The organism is bacterium 336/3 (genome assembly GCA_001281695.1).
GTDB lineage: Bacteria > Bacteroidota > Bacteroidia > Cytophagales > Thermonemataceae > Raineya.
In genome coordinates this window covers 2,681,885-2,705,463 of record LJIE01000001.1, presented here as the reverse complement: position 1 = coordinate 2,705,463, position 23,579 = coordinate 2,681,885, and the positions used below count along the sequence as shown (strand labels likewise).

The following is a 23,579-nucleotide window of genomic DNA, read 5'->3' as shown; positions in this document are numbered from 1 at the left end:
TCCTTATTTTACTTTCCAATACAAAATTTGGAGAAAATGTAATCAAGGAGGTCGTCATTGGTAACTTCACCAATAATACTGCCTAAATGCATCACAGCCTCTCGGATGTCCATTGCCAGTAGGTCTGTTGTGAGCTGTGTTTCAATATCTTCCAACACCTTTTCTAAAGACTTTTGCGTAAGAGAAAGAGCTTCAAAATGCCTGAGGTTGTTAATCACCACATCGCCAGTTTTTACTTGCTTATTTTTTACCACCGAAAGTAAAGCATTATGTAATGCTGTAAGGTTTTTTTGTTCTTTGGCAGAAATACAAATGCTGTGTTCAAAGTTTTTAAGTTTCTCAATAACCGTTGAATCCACTTTGTCAATTTTATTAAAAAGCAGAAAATAAGGCTTTTGTAATTTTTTAAGTTCTTGTTCAATCGTTTCTACTTCCGAAATAGGAGTGGAGGCAGCATCAAAGAGATACATCACTAATGACGCTTCTTGTATTTTCTGTTTGGCTCTCTCAACACCAATCGCTTCGATTTGGTCAGTAGTTTCACGCAAACCAGCTGTATCAATGAAGCGGAAACGAATACCTTCTAAAATAATCTCATCTTCAATGCTATCACGAGTAGTGCCTGCAATATCGGAAACAATGGCTTTTTCTTCTTGGAGTAAGGCATTGAGCAGGGTAGATTTCCCTGCGTTGGGTTTTCCTACAATGACAGTCGGGATGCCATTTTTGAGAACGTTGCCCAACTGAAAAGAGCTTAAAAGCTCATTGACATAACTCAAAACTCCATCCAAAAAACTTCTAAGTTGAACTCTATTAGCGAATTCGACATCTTCTTCTGCAAAATCGAGTTCAAGCTCCACAAGAGCAGCAAAACGAATGAGTTCTTCTCGTAAATCCTTGATTTTTTTGGAAAAACCTCCTCGCATTTGGTTCATGGCAACTTGGTGAGAAGCCTGAGAATCAGAGGAAATCAGGTCAGCAACTGCTTCGGCTTGGGCAAGGTCAAACTGTCCATTTAAAAAAGCTCTGCGTGTAAACTCGCCTGCATGAGCCATTCTAGCTCCTTTATTTACAAGCAGTTGCAAAATTTGCTCCACAATAAAAGGCGAACCATGCGAAGAAATTTCAATCACATTTTCTTTGGTAAAAGAACGAGGTTCTTTGAAAAGTGAAACCAACACTTCATCTACAATTTCTCCAGAATCCTTTCGGATTGTTCCAAAATGAATGGTATGAGTTTCTTGAGCTTCTAAATTTTTACCTTTAAAAACACTGTTTACTATTTGAATAGCGTTTTTGCCTGAAATTCTAATGACTGCAATGGCTCCCACACCTTGTGGAGTAGCAGGGGCAACAATGGTATCGGATATATCTAAATATTTCAAAATGAATAAATTTATTTGTGTTAAGACTAAAGATACAAGTTGTTCTTTTTGTCTTGATACAAAAAGAACGAAAAAAATCAAGACGCTCCAATGCTTCTACGCAAAAGCCTTCGCTCACCTCGCTGGAGCGTCAGCCCATGCTCATAAGGAAGTTTCATACACAAAATTACTTGAATTTCCTTAAAAAGACAAAACGCTCTGATTTTCATCAGAACGTTTTGGAAATGAGTTGTTTTGAATTAAAATATTAAAGAATTTCAGCCAATTTACTTGCAAAAGATTCATCAATATTTTTGGAAGCTTTTTGATAAGCATCGTTTCCTGCTCTTTCAAAAGAAGTTTGTCCACCTTTTACTTCGGGTAGGCTCTCATTAAAGATTTCCTGTTCTGTTTTTGCATCAATGGCTTTTACATTTGCAGAAAGAAAGGCAAAGAAAATACCATTTGATTCAGCACCTTGTCTTGTATCAGACTCCAATTCTAACCAAACTTCAGCTTTTTCTTTGCTATTGACAAAAGTATAACCTTTTGATGTAAGCATAGCTTTGAGTTGGTTGCTTAATAGCATAGTTTTGAGTGGATTACCTAAGTTTCTTTCATCACTAATGATAAACAAAGTAGGTTTAGCCAAATTGATGGTAACAGTTTGGGAAGGACTTCTAAAGCTATTGAGTAAAAACTTATAGAATTTATCTTCTGCATTTCCACTGATAATTTTTGTAACATCCACATTGATATTCACTGTAAAGCTATTCCTAACGCCAGAAATTTTATCCAACAAAATGCTTAATTCACCTTTTTCAGTAGTTGTATAATCTTGTTTGTTACGAATATAGCTCGCCAAAATCGGGAAACTACGTTGTGGCTGATTTTTATAGGTAACTTGTACAGGAATAGAAGGTGTTTGAGTTGTTTGTTTTTTGAGCTGGATATTTGCTGAGGGTGTCGAGATAATCACTTTATCCAAAATTTGTTGGATACGTGTATAACTTTCGTTAGAAAGCATTAAACTCTTTCCATTCAGATCGGCTTGTACATTTTCAGCCCAATAATCTTTAAGAGCTAAAGTTGTTTTTGCATAAAAATCAATGGCTGTACCTGTTTGTCCTTCTTGCTCAGCTTGTTCAGCTTTCTGAAAAAAGTCTTTGGCAACAGCCACAGCACCTTCTACTTTTTTGCGTTTTTGCTCAGCGTATTTTGATTTTGACAAACGATAATATATCCAGTAACCTGCTTCTTGAGCATTTTCGTAAGTATCTACAATCTCAAAATCCTCAATTTCATTTCTTACAGTACTCTTGATGGTTGATTCATATTCATCTTTGAAAGAACTTTTCTTATCCATTTGATAAAGTACAGAAGTACTTGAGATATTTACCTTGATTTCGGAGAGCAAATCTTCAAAGGCATTGCTTTTTGCAGATTGCTGATAATTAGGCACTCGTGTAGAAGAATAACCAATGCCCACATAATACATGGAGGTAATAGGTTTGGCAATGACCCAATCAGGTTTGGGCTTAGAAGCTTCTATGGTTTGTTTTTTCTTATTTTTCTTACGTTGTGATTGAGCAGTTTGTGGCGAACAAGCCAAAACTACAAAAGCAAGCAAGAAATATATAAAAGGAGTAAAAAACTTTTTCATACAAAATTTTATTAAGAATTGTTTTCAATAGATATATTGTTATTTTCCAATAGCTCTGAATACATCAGCAGATACTTCATCAGAGATTTGTTTGTAAAGATTTTGTGTAATATCAGTAGTAGGGCGTAAATCTCTTCTGCCTTGGAACAGTTTGTCAAAACGATTTTTTTCATTTCCACCTGCAAAAACACCATTCGCATCACCAGGAAACAAATTTCTTGCATCGCCTTGGTATGTACCATAACGTACTTCATCTTTTACGTTTTTGGTAACTACATTGGAAGCCAATATTTTACCTGTTTCAGAAGAAATAAGTTGATACTCAAAGGTTACATTTACATCTTTATCGTTGTAGTACTCCATATAATTGGTACGGCGATATTTGGTTACATTTTGATACTGATTAAGGGTAGCATTCCATTCTTTAGCCTGATAGCTTTCATAAGCAACCCTTTCTTCGTTACGAAGTCTACCTGTATTTTCTGTAAAATTGGTTACTTTACCAATCAAAACAGCTTTGACACCCAATAAATTACCTACTTTGGCTGCTGTAGCTTCATCTACTTGTCCAGAAAGACCGAATTTCTGTTCATCCAAAATGGTTTGTAAATTTTCTCTATCTACCAAATCTATAAAAGGACTTTTTAAGCCTATCACAGAAGAAATTACACCACCCTGAATGGTACGCTCTACATTGTTATAACGAGTATAATTTTGGAAAGGCAATACAGAAACAGTGATAGCAGCCTCTTTACGAGCTTTTTCACGTAGAGTTGTGGCATCTTTGTAAGATTTATCATTCTGATAAATTTGGTCAAAGAAATAATAAGCTTGTTTGTAATTCTTAGCATCTAATTCTGCTTTGCCACTTCTATACAGAGGCTCATTAGATGAAGTACGCTTCAGCGTCTTAACATCTTTATAGTTAGGGTCAAGTTTCTTGATTTCAGCAAGAATAGGGTCTGCTGACTCAAATTGTTCTTGAGCTAAAAGTTCAGTAGCTTGTTTGTACAAATCATCCAAATATTTTGCTTTGGATTGGTTAAAATATTGCTCATATTGAGGAGGAGTAGAAAGCCCAACATTGTATTGTCCAACCTGATTTGCAAAATCTTGAGCACCCAAGTAAGCATAAACAGCTCCTTTGTGGTTATCAGTGCTATGAGCTTTGAAAACATCACCCAATTTGGTATCTAAAACTGCTTGACCAGTTTTTTTGAGCTGTATTTGGGCATCAATATTATTTCTGTTACGGGCAAGCGATTGTAGATACATCTGAGAGGCTTCTTGGTACATCCCTGCTTGTTCTAGTTTCATGCCTTTTTTAAAATAACTCTTTGAGCCAGAGCAGGCTTGTAATGCAAACACTAAAAATGTTAGAAAGTATAAATATCTCATAAAACAGTTAGATTGATTCTGTACAGATGTAAGTAATAATTGTGCCAAAATTAAGAATTTTGATAAAAAAAACAACAAAACTGCACAATAAAACTAAACTGAAAAAAATCTTTACAATATTTTATAATTTTACTAGCTTTGCCAAAATCCAATAATTTCGGCTTTTACCGAATTAAATTTTTTAATTCTGTTAAAACAAAAAAAAAATTATGGAACGCAATGTTTTAGAAAATGCCCTCCGAGAATCTGTTCGAGAATCTATGAACGAATTGGGTTGGGCTAATTTGGCAGAAATAGGTGCTGCTTTACGTAATAGAGGTATTAAATATGGGAAACTCTCAACTTTTATTGCAAGTTTTCCTCATATCATAGAAACACGTATAGATAACTCGCTTTCTCCACCAGTTATATATGCTAGACTCAAACAACAATACCAAGCTTCTGCTTAACATAAAAAGAAATTTTATAATAATAATTGGTATAATTCGTTACACTTAAATATATTTTTTAGAAATATCATCTTTTTCAACATGAAAAAATACATACTTTCTTTTCTATTTGGAGCAGGTGTGCTAAGTATGCAAGCACAAGTTTTAGGCTCTAAATTTGAACAATTAGATTATTTGTTGCCAACTCCCAACAATTATCGTACAGCTGATGGCTCACCAGGGCATGAGTATTGGCAGCAAAAAGCTGACTATAAAATTAATGTTACCTTAGACGATACAAAGCAGTGGGTAAAAGGTTCAGAAACCATTACATATTATAATAACTCTCCTAATGAGTTACGTTATCTTTGGCTACAATTAGACCAAAATATGTTTTCAAAGGAATCAAATACTTATAAATCAGAAAGTTTTGATTTGGATGGAAATAGTGGTAGAAATCTCTTGGGTTGGGCATCTAGTACCAACTCTCCTCACGGATTTATGATTTCTAATGTAAAAGATAGTAAAGGTGGACTTTTAAAATATACAGAAAACTATACCATGATGCGTATAGATTTGCCTGAACCCCTCAAAAAAGGACAAAAGTTTACTTTCTCTTTGGAATGGAGCTTTTATGTAATTGATGCCAATAAAATGGGAGGTAGAGGAGGATATGAGTATTTTCCTGCTGATGGCAATTATTTGTATGAAATGGCTCAGTGGTTTCCACGTATGTGTGTATATAGCGATGTATATGGCTGGCAACACAAACAATTCTTAGGTCGTGGTGAGTTTGCTTTGGTATTTGGTGACTATGAAGTAAATATCAATGTTCCTGCTGACCATGTGGTGGCAGCTACTGGAGAATTACAAAATGCGTCATCTTTACTTACACCAGCTCAACTACAACGTTGGGAAAAAGCAAAAACAGCTAAAGAACCTACAGTCATCGTAACACAAGATGAGGCTGTTCAGTCTGAAAAGAAAAAAGCAACTGAACGCAAAACCTGGACTTATAAAGCTCAAAATGTTCGTGATTTTGCATGGGCTAGCTCTCGTAAATTTATTTGGGATGCATTCCAAGTAGATAATGGTGGTAAAAAAGTTTGGGCAATGTCTTATTACCCTAAAGAAGGTAACCCACTTTGGGGTGAAAAATCTACATGGACTGTAGCTCATACACTCAATATTTACTCAAAATATAGTATTGATTATCCTTATCCAGTAGCTATTTCTGTTCATGGACCTGTATTTGGTATGGAATATCCTATGATTTGCTTCAATGGAGGAAGACCAATTCCTATGCCTGCAAATGCAACAGAAGAAGACCGTAAGAAAAATGCAGATGCCAACGATAGAACAAAATATGCAATGGTTTCTGTAATTATTCATGAAGTAGGACACAATTACTTCCCTATGATTATCAACTCTGATGAGCGTCAGTGGTCTTGGATGGATGAAGGTTTGAACTCTTTCTTACAATTTAGAGCAGAACAAGAATTGCCTGAAGTAGCTTGGACAAAAGATTTAAAACGTCCTTATCCTTCTCGTAGAGGTCCTGCCGCTAATATTGTAGGTTATATGAAATCTGCTGCTGATACTCAAGTACCTATTATGACAAACTCTGAGCAAGTAAAACAATTCGGAAACAATGCTTATGGTAAACCTGCTACAGCTCTGAATGTACTTCGTGAGACAGTTATGGGTAAAGACTTATTTGATTATGCTTTCAAACAATATTCAAATAAATGGAAATTTAGACATCCTGAGCCTGCTGATTTCTTCCGTACTATGGAAGATGCTTCTGGAGTTGACTTAGATTGGTTCTGGAGAGGTTGGTTCTATACAGTAGATTTCTATGAGCCTAGTCTTGAGTCAGTTACGTTGTATAAGATTTTAGAAAATGGACAATCTTTGCCTACAGCTTCGGCTTTCCCTACTAAAGAAGTAAAGTTAGGCAATGCTGTAAAAAGAATGGAAGAAAATGGTATCATATTAAGTGATGCTGAAAAAAAATCTCTTTCTCCAAACAAAAACTTTTATGTTTTGAAAGTGAAAAATAATGGAGAACTGGTAATGCCTCTGATTGTAGAAGTAACTTATAAAGATGGTACAAAGCAAGTTGAACGTTTCCCAGCTGAGATTTGGCGTATGAACCACAAGGAAATATTCAGAATGATAGCTACTGATAAAGAAGTTTCTTCATTCCGTTTGGATCCAAGTTTGGAAACAACTGATACAGATGCCAATAACAACTCATTTCCTAAAACGGCTGGTTCTGGTAGTTTTGATGGAATTAAAGAAAAATAACATAGAATATTAAATAGAGAAGAATAAAAAATAAGTCGGTTCTACAACCGACTTATTTTTTTTATAACTTTGTACCAAAATGAACAAAAAAAGGCAAAGAATTTGTTATAAGATTGAACAAAGATTGCATTTTTTACCTTAATGCTTTTAAAGACGCAATAATGAAAGTTAATATTGATAAAAACTCTGGATATTGTTTTGGAGTAGAGTATGCTATCACAATGGCAGAAGAGGAATTACAAGAATCTCAGAAACTATATTGTCTGGGCGATATTGTACACAATGACAAAGAAGTAAAAAGGCTAGCCCAAAAAGGACTTACTATTATTGATAGAGAACAATTAGCCACCATTCACGACTGTAAAGTCCTCATCAGAGCCCATGGTGAACCCCCAGAAACTTATCAAATAGCACTTCAAAATAATATAGAACTCATAGATGCTTCTTGTCCTGTAGTTCTCAAATTACAAAATCGAATAAAATCGGCATACGATAAAGCCAAAGAAATGCAAGGGCAAATTGTGATTTATGGTAAAAAAGGACATGCTGAAGTGATTGGCCTTTCAGGACAAACCAATAAAGAAGCTATTATCGTTACAACTGAAGAAGATTTAGACTTGATAGATTATTCCAAGCCAATCGTTTTATTTAGTCAAACAACCAAAAGTACAGAGGGCTTCTATAAAATGAAGGAGTTGATTGAAAAACGTATTGAAGAAAAAGGATTTACGGAAAATTTAGCTCTATTTGATGCCAATGATAGTATTTGTCGACAAGTGTCGAACAGAGAACCTCAATTAGAGAAATTCTCTCAAGACAATGATGTAATTATTTTTGTAAGTGGTAAAAAAAGCTCCAATGGGAAATCTTTGTTTCTGGTATGCCAAAGATATAATATAAAGAGTTACTTTGTTGAGGATGAGCAAGAAATACAGCCTATATGGTTCTCTCCTGAAGACAAAGTAGGAATCTGTGGAGCAACTTCTACTCCTATGTGGCTCATGGAAAAAGTAAAAGAGAAAATAGAAGAGTTAGATTTAATTAGTGCTTAAAAAAATTATATACCATGACAAGCTCTCAAATACTCCAAAAAAGGCTTGAGAGTTTTTTTTAATATTTGATAACCCTCTTCAAAATCTTTGAGTGTACCATAATAAGGGTCAGGAACTTCCAGATTTTTACCTTCCCATTCCCTGATTAAATGCAAAGAAGCCCTGTCATTTGCAGATTGAAAAACTTTCAAATTATTATAATTCGATTTATCAGCAGCTAAAACATAATCAAATAGCTGAAAATCTTCTTTTTGTACTTGTCTGGCTTTGTGTGTGAGTTTTATTCCATGTTGTTCAGCTGTTTGACGAGTTCTGTAATCAGCGAGTTCGCCGATATGATAAGCTGATGTACCTGCTGAATCTACTTTGATTTTATCATTCAATTCAGCTTCTTTGATGAGTTCTAAAAAAACACCCTCAGCAAGTGGTGAACGGCAAATATTTCCTAAACAAACAAATAAAACTTTAATTTCCATTAGTATTTCAATTTTAAGGCAATTTATATAAGAAAATTGAAAATATTTGTAAAAATCTTACTTTTGAGAAAATATCTTTAAACATATTTATGTATTTATCTATTTCGAAAAAAAATATCAAAGAAACCATAGAATTACCAGCCTCCAAAAGTGAAAGTAATAGAACTTTACTTATTGAAGCATTGGCTCAATTTCAAGGTGTTGAAGTTCAGAACACACAACTATCTAATATTTCGGAGGCAAGAGATACCCAGACATTACAGCGTTTGTTGGCATCCAAAGACAAAACTTTAGATGTATTGGATGCTGGAACAACCATGCGTTTCTTGACAGCTTTTTGTACCGTTACTAATAGAGAAACAATCTTGACTGGAACGCCTAGAATGAAAGAACGCCCCATTCATATTTTAGTTGAGGCTCTTATGGATTTAGGTGCTGAAATAGAATATCTTGAAAAAAGGGGCTTTCCACCTATTCATATTAAACATTTTAAACAAACCAAAAAGCAGATAGAAGTTGAAAGCAATATAAGTAGTCAATATATTTCAGCTTTATTAATGATAGCTCCAGTGTTGGAACAAGGTTTAGAAATAACCCTTAAAAATGCAGTGGCTTCCAAGCCTTATATCGAAATGACACTTGCCTTGATGAGCCATTTTGGGATACATCATATTTGGAACAATCATGAAATTCATATCGAACCACAAAAATATCAGCTACAAGCTTATACAATTGAAGCAGATTGGTCAGCAGCAAGTTATTGGTATAGTGTAGTAGCTATTTCCGAAAAAGCGACCATCTTTTTACCACATTTGAAAGAAACCTCACTACAAGGTGATAAAGCAATTGTAGAAATTATGAAGAACTTTGGTGTAGAAACCAAATTTGAGAAAGATGGGATTTTGATTACTAAAACTGAAAATTCAGTAGAAAATAATCAAAGCTATGATTTTACGCATTGTCCCGATTTAGCTCAAACCATTGTAGCGTTGTGTGTAGCCAAAAATATTAGTTTTTTAGCAAAAGGAGTAGAAAGCCTTAAAATCAAAGAAACAAATCGCTTACTGGCCCTAAAGAATGAAGTCGCTAAATTTGGCTTTGATTTTCAAGAGCAAACAGATGGGAGTTGGTTGTTAAGAAAAGTTAAAGAAGTTCAAAATATTGATAATACACAAATTAATACCTACGAAGACCACCGAATGGCTATGGCATTTGCTCCTTTAGCTATGTTGTATCTTTTGGAAATAGAACAAGCTGATGAAGTGGTAAAGAAATCCTACCCTCATTTTTGGAAAGAAATACAAAAGCTCTCCTGATGGAGAGCTTTTGTAATAATTAGCCTGTATGTAACCAATCTTTGAATGTAACATTTGTAAATAGGCCAATAATACTTCCCAATAATGTCCCCAAAGCATCATAATCCTCTGAGTCTGTAGTTTTCTCCTCAGGCTCTGGTGTGTCATTGCCACAGTCAGGACGTGGAGAATAAACTACATTTTCGCTCATAGCTTGGTTTTGCACTAAGCTATCTACACCTTTCCATAAAGTAGGGCACTTTGTACCCTTTTCGTTAAAATTGTTCATAAAATAAAATTTAGAGTTAAAAAATCTTTATAAAGAAAAAGCCCGAACTATGAGCAGTTCGGGCTTTTATTAAACGTTTGTTTTTAAATCAACTTAAAAGAAAAAACGCTTTTTTATTTTCACCCGAATAGTAGAATAGACCTTTGACATACGGCAAATCAGTCCAACCTCTAGAGTTTGGCAGATTGTAATTGCAATATGTGGGTTACTTAAAAGCATTTATATGATGTTTTAGATTATGTCACAAGTGTAAAAAGTTATTTTCTTATTTACAAGAAAAACTTATACTTTTTACATCAAAAATTATGCCTGTTAAATTTGAGTATTAAATTTTTGTGAATATTCGCTTATTTTCATAGCTTCGCTTTTATTCGTTTATTATTTATCACTAAATTATGTCAGAATCCATAGAGCAAAGAAAGCTAATACTTTATATAGATGATGAGCCCAAAAATCTCAGTAGCTTCAAAGCTGTATTCAGAAGGCATTATGAAATTTATTTAGCAAATTCCGCAGATGAAGGACTTGAAATAATGGAGAAAATTCCCATTCAGTTAGTGATTACTGATCAACGAATGCCAAGAACGACAGGTGTGGAGTTTTTAGAAAGAATTAATCATCAATTTCCTGATGTAACACGCATTCTGCTAACGGGTTATTCAGACTTGGATGCTATTATTACAGCCATTAACAAAGGACGAATTTTCAAATACATTTCTAAACCATGGAAAGCCGAAGAACTTAAAGAGACCATTGATCATGCTTTAGAAATAGCAGAGCTAAAAAAACAAAATAAAATTTTAATAGATAGCCTTCAAAAAACCAACCATGAGTTAGACCAATTTGTATATCGTTCAGCACATGATATTAGAGGGCCCATTGCAAATTTACTTGGTTTGATAAATTTGGTAAAGATGGAGAATGATGTAAACCTTATTCGTACATATACAGAACTTCAAGAACAAACTGTTAAACGTTTAGATAGCTTTATTCATGATATTGTAAACTATTCTGGTAATCTGAGAAGATTAGTACATAAAGAAAGTATTAATTTCAAAGAGATATTGGATAAAGTTTTAGAAGGACATTATTATACGCCTAAATCAGAACAAATAACAAAAGAGACCTTTGTGAAGCAACAAGGAGAATTTGTTTCTGATAAAGAAAGGCTATCGATATTATTGAGCAATCTTATCAGTAATTCTATTCGGTATAGTGTTACAAACCGATTTAATCCTGCTTTTGTACGTATAGAAATAGAAAGTGATGAAACAAAAGCTACTATTAAAGTTATTGATAATGGAGAGGGAATAGACGAAGAGTTTTTAGATAAAATATTTGAAATGTTCTTCAGAGCTAGCCCAAATGCTCGTGATGGCTCAGGACTAGGCTTATTTATATGTAAAGAAGTGGTAGAAAAATTGGGAGGAGAAATTTTTGTAGAATCTCAGAAAGACAAAGGCTCTACTTTTACTGTAGAAGTTCCTAACTTAATGATGTAAAATAATAATGTTTTCTAATGAAAAATATTAGATAAGTTTGTATGATAAAAGCAGAAATTTTAAATATAGGTGATGAAATTCTATATGGGCAAATCACCAATACCAATGCCCAGTGGATGAGTAGTGAGTTGGATAAAATAGGTATCAGAGTAATCAGGCATAGTGTTGTATCTGATTTGGAACAAGATATACTTGAAGGCTTACAAGAAGCTCAGCAAAGAGCTGATGTGGTATTGATTACTGGTGGTTTAGGACCTACTAAAGATGATATTACCAAGAAAACGCTCTGTAAATTCTTTGGGACAGAACTTATCAGAAATTCAGAAGCCCTTAAAACAGTTACTGAGTTTTTTGAAAGTAGAGGCAGAGAAATGCTTGAAGTAAACAGACAACAAGCTGATTTACCCTCTAATGCTGTTTATATCCCAAATTTAAAAGGAACAGCTCCTGGTATGTGGTTTGAGAAGTCGGGCAAAATATTTGTGTCAATGCCTGGTGTACCACACGAAATGCAATTTCTAATGGAAAGCTATGTGATAGAGAATCTTCAAAAATTCTTTAAAACGCCTTATATCTTCCATAAAATGATTAAAACAGTTGGTATTGGAGAGTCATATTTGGCTAAAGAAATAGAAAAATGGGAAGATAATTTGCCTGAACACATCCGTTTAGCCTATTTACCAAGTTTTGGAATGGTACGTTTGAGATTAACAGGTTTTGGAAACGATAAAAGTTTAATTCAGAAAGAAGTAGATGAGCAGACAAACCAAGTATTGCCTATTATAGATAAATATGTCTATGGTTTTGATGAAGAAGATTTGGCTCAGTCAGTTGGGAAATTATTAGTTTCTCAAAATAAAACTATTGCACTTGCAGAAAGCTGTACAGGAGGCTTTTTAGCTCATTGTTTTACACAGCATTCAGGCAGTTCAGAGTATCTGAAAGGCTCTTTGGTTGCTTATAGCAATGATATTAAAATCAATATTTTGGGAGTAAAACCTGAAACTATAGAAGAGTATGGGGCTGTTAGCGAGCAAACTGTACTTCAAATGGCTGAAAATGTTAGAAAACTTTTTAAAACGGATGTAGGAATAGCCACTAGTGGTATTGCAGGGCCATTAGGAGCTACTAAAGATAAACCTGTAGGTACAATCTGGGTTGCTTATTCCGATGAAAATGAGACGGTTGCTAAATTATACCAACTAGGAAATGACAGAATGGTGAATATCCAAGTTACTTCTAATCTTTTAATTGACTGGGTTCGTAGAAAACAAGGTGGTAGAGCAAAGTAGAAATAAAGATAAAACCACTTTAACAGTGTGGAGACTTGCGTAGATTTTATTACATATTGTTGATAACATTTATTGGATTTTTATTGGAAAGTAAAGCTCAAAATGCTCTATTTTCTCAATATTATTATCCTACGCCTTTATTTTCTAATCCTGCTTGGGTAGCTGCCCGACAAGAAGTTTTTGTAGGTTTTAATTTCAGGCGACAGCAAATCAGTGTAGGGCAGGGTATCAGTACGTCTGCTTTGGAAGTTTCATTGCCAATTATAGATCAAAATAACAGAAGAGCTGGAGGTTTTGGTTTGGGGGTACTCAATGAAACAGCAGGAAAAGGTGGATTACTTCGAACAAATGCTTTTATTGGAAATTTAGCATATAATGTAGATTTTTCGGATTATGATCACTTAGCATTTGGAATGCAAGGAGGTTATTTCTTTCGCAGACTAGACCCAAACTTACTCACTTCCGAAAGCCAATATACTGTCAATGGTTATAATGCGGGCTTGCCTCTCAATGAGCCTTTTGTGGCTTTCAAGTCAGACTTTCCTGTTGTCAATGCAGGGCTTTTGTGGTACGGAGAAGATGATAACCAAAAGCTATTGTATCATTTTGGGGTATCGGGCTATACACTTAATCGCCCCAATACCACATGGTTTGCTGAAATAAGTCGTATACCTTGGCTTATCAATGCTTCAGGGGAGTTTTTAATTTATGAAAAAGATAGTTGGTCAATTTATCCAACTGTTCGTTATATAGAACAATCTAAAAAAAGAAACTTGCAAATAGGTTCTCATTTTAGATATCAAATAGATGGAAAGAGCCTGCTGTATTTAGGTTCTTGGTATAACACCAATAAAAAAGTGATTGTAAGCTTAGATTTTGCAAAAGAAAACTATCATTTTGCTTTTAGCTACGATTTTGCTTTGGGTAACAGAAATGTACTGGGGCAAACCAATAGTGCTTTTGAACTCAGTATGATTTGGAAGAAGCCTGTAGAAGGTAGGAAAAAACGCCCTAACAAACGTCCAATTATTTATCCAGATAAAAAGAAACCTGTTATTACCAAAGATACAGCCAAAAAAGAAGAAAATATTACAAGAGTTGATACAACTCTTAAATTTAAAAAAGAACTTGGAGATGCTAACAGAGTTGAGAAATCAGGAGGAATGAAAATCATTATTCAAGAACCTTTAGAAGTAAGTGTAAAGAAGAAAAAACAAGCTCTTAAAGATGCTGATAAAAGATTGCTTGTTCCTATTTGGATTCGTCAAGATGATGTTATTATTGACCAAGAAAAACTATATCAAATAGCTCAGTTAATGCTCAACGATACTAGTCTGAAAATCAAAATGGTGCTTTTCACAGAGCCAAATAATGAAAACCAGATTTTGCTTGAAAGCCAAACAGACGAAATACGTAAACAACTAATTCTGCAAGGTATAGAACCTGAAAGGATTCTTAGACAAAATATTAAGAAGAAAGGTGAAAAAAATAGAGTAGAGTGGGTAGTTTTAAGAAAATAAAAATGCTTTTAGGTAGTCTATAAGCATTTTTTGTAAAACAAAGTAAATAAATATTTTTATATATAGATATGTTTATATATATTTGTATCATAATTTTATAAAACCTATGGAAATAATAGAATTTTCTCAAGAACGACTCGAAAAGGTAGCTAATATACTCAAAGCCATTGCACACCCTATTAGAATACAGATTGTAAACTTATTACACATAAATACACGCATGAATGTTTCCGAATTGCTTGAAATTATTCATATAGATCAAGGTTTACTTTCTCATCATCTTATTAATATGAAAGATAAAGGTATTTTGGCTTGTGAGAGAGAAGGGAAAAATATTTATTATTCTTTGAAAGAAACGGCTATTGTAGGCGTTTTGGAATGTATGAAAAAGTGTAAAATCTAAATATATATTAAACATATAAAAAAATAAAGATATTTATATAAAATGCAAGAAATTATAGGTTACATATTGGCATCATTAATAGGCATTTCTTTGGGATTGATAGGAGGTGGAGGCTCAATATTAACCATACCAGTACTTGTATTGGTGATGGGAATAGGGGCTACGACAGCCACGGCCTATTCGCTATTTATTGTAGGTTTTACGGCTTTTGTAGGATGTTTGACTTATCTTAGGAAAGGATTAGTAGATACTAAAATAGGTATTTGGTTTGCTTTACCCTCATTAATAGCAGTTTTTTTGGTCAGAAAATTTTTGATGCCATTAATACCTATAAAAATCATAGAAACAGTTGATTTTACTCTTTATAAAGACAGCCTCTTAATGCTTATATTTGCTGCTATCATGCTTATAGCCTCTTTTTTTATTATTCGAGATAAAAAAACAGAAGAAACAAAATCAGTGAATCAAGCACTAAATTCTTATTTTTTTGTTTTTATAATAGGTTTGGGAGTGGGAGTTATTACAGGTATTGTAGGTGTTGGAGGAGGTTTTATGATTATTCCTACGTTGGTGTTATTTTTGAAATTAGAGATGAAAAAAGCTGTAGGAACATCTTTATTCATCATTGCTATAAACTCCTTATTAGGTTTTTTATTAGCCGATTTGAATAATCAGGCTCTCAAAATAGATTGGAAAATCTTGATTACATTTTCAGTAGTGGCTTCAGGTGGAATATTTGTAGGGTCTTATCTATCAAACTGGATAGCAGGTGAAAAGCTCAAAAAAGGCTTTGGTTATTTTGTACTTGTGATGGCATGTTATATTTTAATACACGAATTATTTATTACGAATAAATTTATCAATCAGAATTAAATATTTGAAAAGATGAAAGTAGAACAAATTTATACAGGTTGCTTGGCTCAAGGGGCTTACTACATTCAATCAGGCAATGAAGTAGCTATTATAGATCCTTTACGAGAAGTAGAAAGTTATATCCAGAAAGCAGAAAAGAATGGAGCAAAGATAAAATATGTTTTAGAAACGCATTTCCATGCTGATTTTGTTTCAGGACATTTGGATTTGGCTAAAAAAACAGGAGCAACCATCGTGTTTGGAACAAATGCTCTTCCAGAATATGATGTACATATTGCTCAAGATGGGGAAATTTTGACACTTGGAAATACAAAAATCAAGGTGATCCATACTCCAGGGCATACGATGGAATCAACTACTTATCTGCTTTTTGATGAACAAGACAAAGAATACGCTATATTCACAGGAGATACTTTATTTATTGGAGATGTTGGAAGACCAGATTTGGCTGTGAAAAGCGATTTGAGTCAGGAGGATTTAGCAGGACATTTATACGAATCTTTGAAAAAGTTAACAGTTTTACCAGATGAGGTAATTGTTTACCCTGCTCATGGAGCTGGTTCAGCTTGTGGAAAAAATATGAGCAAAGAAACCTTTGATACTTTAGGGCATCAAAAACAAGTAAATTATGCCCTTCAAGCGATGAGCAAAGAAGAATTTATTGAAAAAGTATTAGATGGATTAGCACCTCCACCGTATTATTTTCCTCAAAATGTGATGATAAATAAAAAAGGTTATGTGAGTTTTGATGAGGTAATGAATACAGCTTTAAATCCATTGAATCCTGAAGAGTTGGAAATGGTTGTGGAAGCACATGGAGCTTTGGTACTTGATACCAGAAAACCAGATGAATTTGTACAAGGTTTTATTCCTCGTTCTATCAATATTGGAGTAAGTGGCGATTTTGCCCCTTGGGTGGGAACACTCATCACAGACATCAAACAGCCATTAGTAATAGTTGCAGAAGATGATAAATTAGAAGAGGTCATCACTCGTCTGGCTCGTGTGGGTTATGAAAACGTGTTGGGTTATTTGAAAGGAGGCATCAATGCTTGGAAAAATGCTGGAAAAGACGTAGATATGATAGAAAGTATCACAGCTCAAGAATTTGAAGAAAGACTCAAAATAGATAAAACTGCCAAAGTAATAGATGTAAGAAAGAGTTCAGAATTTTCTGCTCAGCACATAGAAGGTGCAACTTTTGCACCATTGGCTCAAATCAATGAACATTTGGTAGATTTTGAAGAAAATAAAACCAATTATATTCATTGTGCTGGTGGTTACCGTTCTGTAATAGCAGCCTCCATTTTGAAATCAAGAGGTATACATAATATAGTGAATATAGCAGGAGGTTTTAAAGCAATTGAACAAACCAATATTCCTAAGACAAATTTTGTTTGCACTTCTACACTGTCTCAACTTTAAAAATAAATTATGTATGAAAAGATATTTTTTGCTTGTGTTTGTAGCATTTATCACAACATTTTGTGTAAATGCTCAGAAAAAAGTTAAAAACTTAACAGTAGAAGAATTTGAAAAAGGTTCACAAACAACAGGAGTAGTTATCTTAGATGTAAGAACCCCTGAAGAATACCAAACTGGGCATTTGAAAAATTCAAAGCTATTAGATATTAGTGAACAGAGCTTTTCTGCTAGTTTAGATAAATTAGATAAAAATAAAGCCTATTATGTGTATTGTCAGGCAGGTGGTAGAAGTAGTACAGCAGTAGAAATTATGTTAGAAAAAGGATTTAAGAAAGTATATAACCTCTCTGGAGGTATAGCAGCATGGAAAAAAGCTCAAAAAGTGGTAGAAAAATAAAACTTAAAAAATTATGTTCGGATTCTTAAAAAAATTGTTTGGTCAAGACGAAAAACTCTCAGAAGCAATTGCAGCAGGAGCTTTTTTGGTGGATGTTCGTACACCTGTGGAGTTTAAATCGGGGAGTGTAAAGGGTGCTGTAAATATCCCATTAGATACGATTTCGGGGCAGTTGCATCGTTTTAAAAGTAAAAATCACATAGTTGTGTTTTGTCGTAGTGGTATGAGAAGTAGCCAAGCCAAAAGTATTTTAGAAAAAAATGGCTTTGAAAATGTAGTAAATGGTGGTTCTTGGGGAAATGTAGCTTCTTTGGTAGATTAAAGGAAAAAACTATGTTAGCATTTTTAAATAAAAATAAATTGTATGTATTGGGAGCTATTTTAGGAGCTTTGGCTGGTTATGCTTACTGGCATTTTGTAGGTTGTGCAAGTGGAACGTGTGCGATTACTTCAAAACCCTTGAATAGTACTTTATATGGTAGCCTGGTGGGCACATTGGGCTTGGGAATGTTTGTTCAGGACAAACCCCAAACTAAAAGCTAATTTTAACTAAAAAAAGTAGAAAATGACATTCCAAGAAATAATCAATCAAGATACACCTGTATTGGTAGATTTTTATGCCGAATGGTGTGGACCTTGCAAAATGATGGCTCCTATTTTGCAAGAAGTAAAGGCAGAGGTAGGAGAAACATCTAATATTATTAAAATTGATGTAGATAAAAACCCTCAAGTAGCCCAAAATTATCAGATTATGGGTGTGCCTACACTCATGTTATTTAAAAATGGAGAATTGCTTTGGAGACAAAGTGGAGTAGTTCCTAAAAATGGACTTGTAAATTTATTGAAACAACATATTTCCTAGAACGATGAAAAACAGAATTTTGACAGGTTGGAATGTGAGAAGAGCAATCTATTTAATCATGGGAATCATGATTATGGTACAGGCTTGGAAAGAAAATCAGTGGATATTGAGTATATTTGGTGGTTATTTTGCAATCATGGGCTTATTTGCTTTGGGTTGTGCGGGTTCAAATTGTGCTATCAATACAGCCTCAAAATACTCTAAAAATGAAATCAAGAAAATAGAATTTGAAGAAGTAAAGTAGTTTTTGTTTACATTAAAAATATTAAAGTTATGGAATATCTAATTCAAGTAGAAAATATAAAATGTGGTGGCTGTATGAACAGCATTAAAAAAGCTCTCAGTAGTTTGGTTGGTGTTGAAAAAGTAGAAGTAGAAAAAGAAACTATAACGGTAATTGGTACAAATGATATTAGAAATAACCTTGTAGAAAAACTTTCTCAGTTAGGCTATCCTGAAAAAGGAAATAACAATTTGCTACATAAAGCGAAATCTTTTGTAAGTTGTGCAGTAGGCAGAATGACAAAAGAGAATTAATACAAGAGAAAAAATTTTTGATACAAAACAGCTTATTTTACGAAATATTTAACAAAACAGGCTGTTTCGTATATTAATTTTATGTAAAGAAATTTATGTTAAGATTAATAAAAAGTCTTTAAAAAGCCTTTAAACATAAAAAATACTTAATATCCTTTTAAGCAAAGCGTAATACGCCTACTATACCTTTGCACCAAAATTTAACGGATATAAGGTTTTTTATGAGACACATTTTTTCACTCATTCTATTTTTTGCTCTCCAAAGTGCTTTTGCACAAAATACTGGAACAATTAAGGGTAATCTAAAAGATGATGCAGCCAATGAAGCAATTATTGGGGCAACTATTTTACTAAAAGGTACATCTTTGGGTGGCTCAACAGATATAGATGGTAACTTTCAGATTACCAATATTCCAGAGGGTAAATACACTGTAGTTATCACTTCAGTAGGTTATGATACCAAAGAAGTTGAAAACGTGGAAGTTCCTGCGGGAAAAATCGTTATCATCAACACATCCCTAAATCCTGAAAATAATAATATTACAGGCATTGAAATTGTAGCTCGTAAAGAAACAGGTACAAGTATTGCTGTTATTGCTGAAATCAAAGAAGCCGAACAAGTAGCTGTAGGGATAGGTTCAGAGCAAATTCAAAAATCACAAGACAAAGATGCAGCACAGGTACTTCGCCGTATTCCTGGTGTATCCCTTCAAGAAAATCGTTTTGCCATTATCAGAGGATTGCCACAACGTTATAACGCTGTCTTAATCAATGATATATATGCACCCAGTACAGAAGTAGATAGCAGAGCTTTCTCTTTCGACTTAGTACCTAGTAACATGATTGATAGAGTTTTAATTTTTAAATCAGGTGGACCTGAATTGCCCGGTGATTTTGCTGGTGGTGCTGTGAAAATTTATACTAAAAATGCTCCAGAAGAAAATTTTGCAAATGTGAGTTTTGGATATGGTGGTAGAGTAGGAACAACATTTAATGAAGTATCTGATTATCAAAGAAGCAATACTGATTTCTTAGGCTTTGACAATGGATTGAGAAAGCTTCCAAGCAATTTCCCTTCTTTTTTAAGTAATGATTTGAGTGCTGTTCAGAGAGCTCAATTAGGTGCAAATGCCTTATCTTCTGATTTAGCATTTATTCGTAAAAAAATAATGCCTGACCACCGTTTTGGATTCAATCTAGGCAGACGCTTCGATAAAGGTCGTTTCCGTTTTGGAACACTTACTTCTATCAACTATTCTAATACACATCAATATTATTCAGCTAACCAGAATAGTTTACTAAACGACCAGATTACATTCCCAGCACAAGTAATTGGTACATTCAAAGATGATACTTATACAAATAACTTGCGTTTGAGTGCTTTACACAATTGGTCTTTGAGTTGGAATGCAGATAACAGAATAGAATTCAAAAATTTATTCAACCAACAATCTTTTAGACAATCTCTTATTCGTGAAGGAACAGATTTATTGAATAACTTTGATTTCAGAAACTTCTCTCAGCGTTTTGAACAAAAAAGCTTTTATGGTGGTCAGATTACAGGTAAACACAAATTGAATGATGAAAGATTTGTACTTACTTGGGCAACTGGCTTGAACTATACCAACAAGCAAGAACCAGATTGGAGACGTTTCAATACCAACAGAACAAGACAAGTAGGTGAAAATAACGAACCTTATGTTATGGCTATCCCTGGTTCTGCAAACTTAACAGATGGTCGTTATTTTTCTAATTTGAATGAATTGGCTTATTCTGCCAATGTTGCTGTAGAACAAAAAATAGGAAAAGAAGTAGAAGGTAGTAATCCTATGAAACTTCGTTATGGATTTTATACAGAACGCAAAACAAGAGATTTTGATGCTCGTTATTTCAGCTATTTACAATCACCAGGAGCAGATATTTCACCTTTGAAATTGCTACCACTTGACCAAATATTCAGACCTGAAAATATCAATGGAACAACAGGCTTCACTTTTGCTGAAGGTACAAGCCCTATTGATAGTTACAAAGGATTTAATACACTGATGGCAGGTTATGTAGGAGGTTATATTCCTTTGGGCAAAAAAATGAGTGTTACACCAGGTGTTCGTACAGAATATAACATTCAAGAATTAGAATCATTAAACCTTTCTGGCTTACCTGAAAATGCAGATAATAGAATATTGAGTGTTCTACCATCTTTGAATGCAGTATATAATCTTTCAGATAAACAATTAATTCGCTTTGCATATTCTCGTACAGTGAATCGTCCTGAATTTAGAGAACTTGCTCCATTTAATTTCTATGATTTCAACTTAAATGCTGATACAAGAGGTAATGTAAGATTAAAAACAGCTACCATTGATAATGCTGACTTACGTTGGGAATATTACCCTTCTACAAGCGAACTCATTTCTTTGGGAGTATTTTATAAAAATTTCCAAAATCCTGTGGAAGCTTACTTACAAAATGCTTCTGCTGGTGGTACAGCTATCGCTTTTGGTTATGGAAATGCTCAAAGTGCACAAGGTTATGGTGTTGAGGCAGAAGTGAGAAAGTCTTTCTATAATTTTACTTCATCTAAATTTATCCAAAGAATGAGCATTGTTGCCAATGCATCTTATTTGGTGAGTAATGTGAATGTTGGAAACCAAGTAGATTTAGGGCCCAGCTCATCAGGACTTACTGATGTAGATGCTCCTAAAAACAGAACATTGGTAGGACAATCACCTTATTTAGTGAATGCAGGTTTGTATTATAATGATGAAGATAGAGGGTTCCAAGTGAATGTGCTTTATAATGTAGCAGGACCTAGATTGTATTTGGTAGGAAATAATAACCAACCCAGTTTGTACGAAGTGCCTCGTAACATTATAGATTTTAATATTTCTAAGTCGTTCTTAGATAAAAAGTGGGAAGCTCGTTTAAGTGTACAAGACGTTTTAAATCAGAAGTTTAAGTTTTTACAAGATTCTAACTTAAATGGTAAAATTGATGGTCAAGATTCTGATTTCAGAGCTTTTAGACCTGGAACAACCGTAAATGCAACCGTTACTTATAACTTTTAATAATAAACCCGACAAACAACCATGAGAAAGCTAACTTTCCTATTTCTAACTTTCATCGCACTATCTATGATAGCTTGTAAAAAAGATGAAACTACAACAACGCCTGTACAAACAACTCCTGATGGTAAAATCATTATTACGGGAGAATTAAAAGGGGAAACAACTTTTAAAGCAACTAACAAATATCTTTTAAAAGGATTTGTGTATGTAACAGAAGGAGCAAAACTTACCATTGAAGCTGGTACAGTTATTTTTGGAGATAAAGATAGCAAGGGTACATTGGTAGTAGAAAGAGGTGGACAACTTATCGCTGAAGGTACTGCTGAAAAACCGATTGTATTTACTTCTAATCAGGTTGCTGGTTCACGTGGTTATGGTGACTGGGGTGGTGTTGTAATTGCTGGAAAAGCACCTGTAAACCAATCATCTCCTACAATGGAAGGTGGTATTCGTGGTTCTTATGGTGGTTCTGATGAAAACGATAACTCTGGTATTTTAAAATATGCTCGTATTGAGTTTGGAGGTATTGCTTTCCAACCCAATAGTGAGATTAACGGTCTTACTCTGTATGGTGTAGGTAGAGGTACTACTATTGAGTACATTCAGGTTTCTTATTGTGGTGATGACTCTTTTGAATGGTTTGGTGGAACAGTAAATTCTAAATATTTAGTAGCTTTCAGAGGTTGGGATGATGATTTTGATACTGATTTTGGATTTAATGGAAAAGTACAATACGGTTTTGCTTTAAGAGATAAAAACTTTGCAGATGCATCTGCTTCTAATGGTTTTGAGTCTGATAACTTCAACCCTGGTACTCCTGAAAGTGGACCTAAAACATCTCCTGTATTTGCTAATATTACAGTTTTTGCTTCAGACACATCTTCTACAATACCTGCTACTGGTTTAGGTTCTGGAACATACCAAAATGCTATGCACTTACGTAGAAATACTTCAAAAAGTGTATTTAACTCTGTATTTGTAGGTTATCCTAATGGTTTGCGTCTAGATGGCTCACCTACTTGGGCTAATGCTCAAAGTGATGCTTTACAAGTAAGAGGTGTTGTAATAGCTGGTACAGTAACAGCAAATAGAACAATTGCTGCGGGTTCTACTACACCTGCATTTACTACTACAGATGTTACAAACTGGTTCAATACAGTTGCTTATGGCAATGCTGTTGCCAATACTGCTGATTTGAGATTAGGTACAATTAGTAGCTTAAATACTCCTCAAACATTACCAACAGCAGGTTCTCCTTTACTTACTGGTGCTGTTTGGACGGGTAAAGGTACAGATGCTTACTTTGATAAAGTAAACTTCAGAGGTGCATTTGGTACAAACAACTGGACAGCTACTTGGACTAACTTTAATCCACAAACTACACAATACTAAGATTTGAAAATATTTTAATATAAAAAGCTTCCC

23 protein-coding genes are annotated in these 23,579 nt (G+C 34.1%); 18 read left to right on the top strand and 5 right to left on the bottom strand.

Features of this window, described 5'->3' with window-relative positions; translation table 11 throughout:
• Positions 1-8: 8 nt before the first annotated feature.
• The 3 genes from AD998_12535 to AD998_12525 form a co-directional block, all read right to left on the bottom strand.
• The gene (locus AD998_12535) at positions 9-1,388 is read right to left on the bottom strand and encodes a tRNA modification GTPase MnmE (GenBank protein ID KOY88189.1); all 1,380 of its coding nucleotides are present in this window, start codon (positions 1,386-1,388) and stop codon (positions 9-11) included.
• A gap of 244 nt (positions 1,389-1,632) precedes the next feature.
• On the bottom strand, positions 1,633-3,027 hold the full coding sequence (locus AD998_12530; protein ID KOY86857.1) for a hypothetical protein: 1,395 nt from the start codon (positions 3,025-3,027) through the stop codon (positions 1,633-1,635).
• A gap of 39 nt (positions 3,028-3,066) precedes the next feature.
• Positions 3,067-4,473 carry a hypothetical protein gene (locus AD998_12525; protein ID KOY86856.1) on the bottom strand — a complete coding sequence of 469 codons (1,407 nt, stop codon included), beginning with the start codon at positions 4,471-4,473 and terminating at the stop codon, positions 3,067-3,069.
• Between the two features lie 161 nt (positions 4,474-4,634).
• On the opposite strand from AD998_12525, the gene AD998_12520 reads away from it, so the two are divergent.
• The 3 genes from AD998_12520 (at position 4,635) to AD998_12510 (ending at position 8,215) form a co-directional block, all read left to right on the top strand.
• Entirely contained in the window at positions 4,635-4,874 is a 240-nt protein-coding gene (locus AD998_12520; protein KOY86855.1) for a hypothetical protein, read from the top strand.
• A gap of 129 nt (positions 4,875-5,003) precedes the next feature.
• Positions 5,004-7,163 carry an aminopeptidase gene (locus AD998_12515; protein KOY88188.1) on the top strand — a complete coding sequence of 720 codons (2,160 nt, stop codon included), beginning with the start codon at positions 5,004-5,006 and terminating at the stop codon, positions 7,161-7,163.
• Between the two features lie 161 nt (positions 7,164-7,324).
• Entirely contained in the window at positions 7,325-8,215 is an 891-nt protein-coding gene (locus tag AD998_12510; protein ID KOY88187.1) for a 4-hydroxy-3-methylbut-2-enyl diphosphate reductase, read from the top strand.
• A 5-nt stretch (positions 8,216-8,220) separates the two neighbouring features.
• Here the strand turns inward: AD998_12510 and AD998_12505 are convergent, their stop codons facing one another.
• On the bottom strand, positions 8,221-8,691 hold the full coding sequence (locus AD998_12505) for a hypothetical protein (GenBank protein ID KOY86854.1): 471 nt from the start codon (positions 8,689-8,691) through the stop codon (positions 8,221-8,223).
• Positions 8,692-8,780: 89 nt separating this feature from the next.
• Between AD998_12505 and AD998_12500 the strand changes: the two genes are divergently transcribed.
• Positions 8,781-10,007 carry a 3-phosphoshikimate 1-carboxyvinyltransferase gene (locus tag AD998_12500; protein KOY86853.1) on the top strand — a complete coding sequence of 409 codons (1,227 nt, stop codon included), beginning with the start codon at positions 8,781-8,783 and terminating at the stop codon, positions 10,005-10,007.
• A gap of 19 nt (positions 10,008-10,026) precedes the next feature.
• Here the strand turns inward: AD998_12500 and AD998_12495 are convergent, their stop codons facing one another.
• Positions 10,027-10,275 carry a hypothetical protein gene (locus AD998_12495; protein ID KOY86852.1) on the bottom strand — a complete coding sequence of 83 codons (249 nt, stop codon included), beginning with the start codon at positions 10,273-10,275 and terminating at the stop codon, positions 10,027-10,029.
• A 395-nt stretch (positions 10,276-10,670) separates the two neighbouring features.
• Here AD998_12495 and AD998_12490 point away from each other — a divergent pair, with 395 nt between their 5' ends.
• The 14 genes from AD998_12490 (at position 10,671) to AD998_12425 (ending at position 23,546) form a co-directional block, all read left to right on the top strand.
• On the top strand, positions 10,671-11,777 hold the full coding sequence (locus AD998_12490; GenBank protein KOY86851.1) for a hypothetical protein: 1,107 nt from the start codon (positions 10,671-10,673) through the stop codon (positions 11,775-11,777).
• Between the two features lie 41 nt (positions 11,778-11,818).
• Positions 11,819-13,069 (top strand): damage-inducible protein CinA, encoded by a 1,251-nt coding sequence (locus AD998_12485; GenBank protein ID KOY86850.1) that lies wholly within the window; start codon positions 11,819-11,821, stop codon positions 13,067-13,069.
• A gap of 35 nt (positions 13,070-13,104) precedes the next feature.
• On the top strand, positions 13,105-14,589 hold the full coding sequence (locus tag AD998_12480; protein ID KOY86849.1) for a hypothetical protein: 1,485 nt from the start codon (positions 13,105-13,107) through the stop codon (positions 14,587-14,589).
• A 106-nt stretch (positions 14,590-14,695) separates the two neighbouring features.
• Entirely contained in the window at positions 14,696-14,992 is a 297-nt protein-coding gene (locus AD998_12475) for an ArsR family transcriptional regulator (protein KOY86848.1), read from the top strand.
• 42 nt (positions 14,993-15,034) lie between these two features.
• Complete coding sequence (locus AD998_12470) at positions 15,035-15,865, top strand: permease (protein KOY86847.1); 831 nt, start codon at positions 15,035-15,037, stop codon at positions 15,863-15,865.
• Between the two features lie 12 nt (positions 15,866-15,877).
• Positions 15,878-17,290 (top strand): MBL fold metallo-hydrolase, encoded by a 1,413-nt coding sequence (locus tag AD998_12465; protein ID KOY86846.1) that lies wholly within the window; start codon positions 15,878-15,880, stop codon positions 17,288-17,290.
• Between the two features lie 13 nt (positions 17,291-17,303).
• The gene (locus AD998_12460; GenBank protein KOY86845.1) at positions 17,304-17,687 is read left to right on the top strand and encodes a hypothetical protein; all 384 of its coding nucleotides are present in this window, start codon (positions 17,304-17,306) and stop codon (positions 17,685-17,687) included.
• 10 nt (positions 17,688-17,697) lie between these two features.
• Positions 17,698-18,009: a sulfurtransferase gene (locus tag AD998_12455; protein ID KOY86844.1), complete on the top strand. Its 312-nt coding sequence runs from the start codon at positions 17,698-17,700 to the stop codon at positions 18,007-18,009.
• Between the two features lie 11 nt (positions 18,010-18,020).
• Positions 18,021-18,230, top strand: a complete 210-nt coding sequence (locus AD998_12450; GenBank protein KOY86843.1) for a hypothetical protein — start codon at positions 18,021-18,023, stop codon at positions 18,228-18,230.
• Between the two features lie 22 nt (positions 18,231-18,252).
• Positions 18,253-18,549: a thioredoxin gene (locus tag AD998_12445; GenBank protein ID KOY86842.1), complete on the top strand. Its 297-nt coding sequence runs from the start codon at positions 18,253-18,255 to the stop codon at positions 18,547-18,549.
• A 4-nt stretch (positions 18,550-18,553) separates the two neighbouring features.
• Positions 18,554-18,793, top strand: coding sequence for a hypothetical protein (locus AD998_12440; GenBank protein ID KOY86841.1), 240 nt, complete (start codon positions 18,554-18,556; stop codon positions 18,791-18,793).
• A gap of 74 nt (positions 18,794-18,867) precedes the next feature.
• Positions 18,868-19,086, top strand: a complete 219-nt coding sequence (locus AD998_12435) for a heavy metal transporter (protein KOY88186.1) — start codon at positions 18,868-18,870, stop codon at positions 19,084-19,086.
• Positions 19,087-19,307: 221 nt separating this feature from the next.
• Positions 19,308-22,154, top strand: a complete 2,847-nt coding sequence (locus AD998_12430) for a hypothetical protein (GenBank protein ID KOY86840.1) — start codon at positions 19,308-19,310, stop codon at positions 22,152-22,154.
• Between the two features lie 21 nt (positions 22,155-22,175).
• Complete coding sequence (locus tag AD998_12425) at positions 22,176-23,546, top strand: hypothetical protein (GenBank protein ID KOY86839.1); 1,371 nt, start codon at positions 22,176-22,178, stop codon at positions 23,544-23,546.
• Positions 23,547-23,579 lie beyond the last annotated feature (33 nt).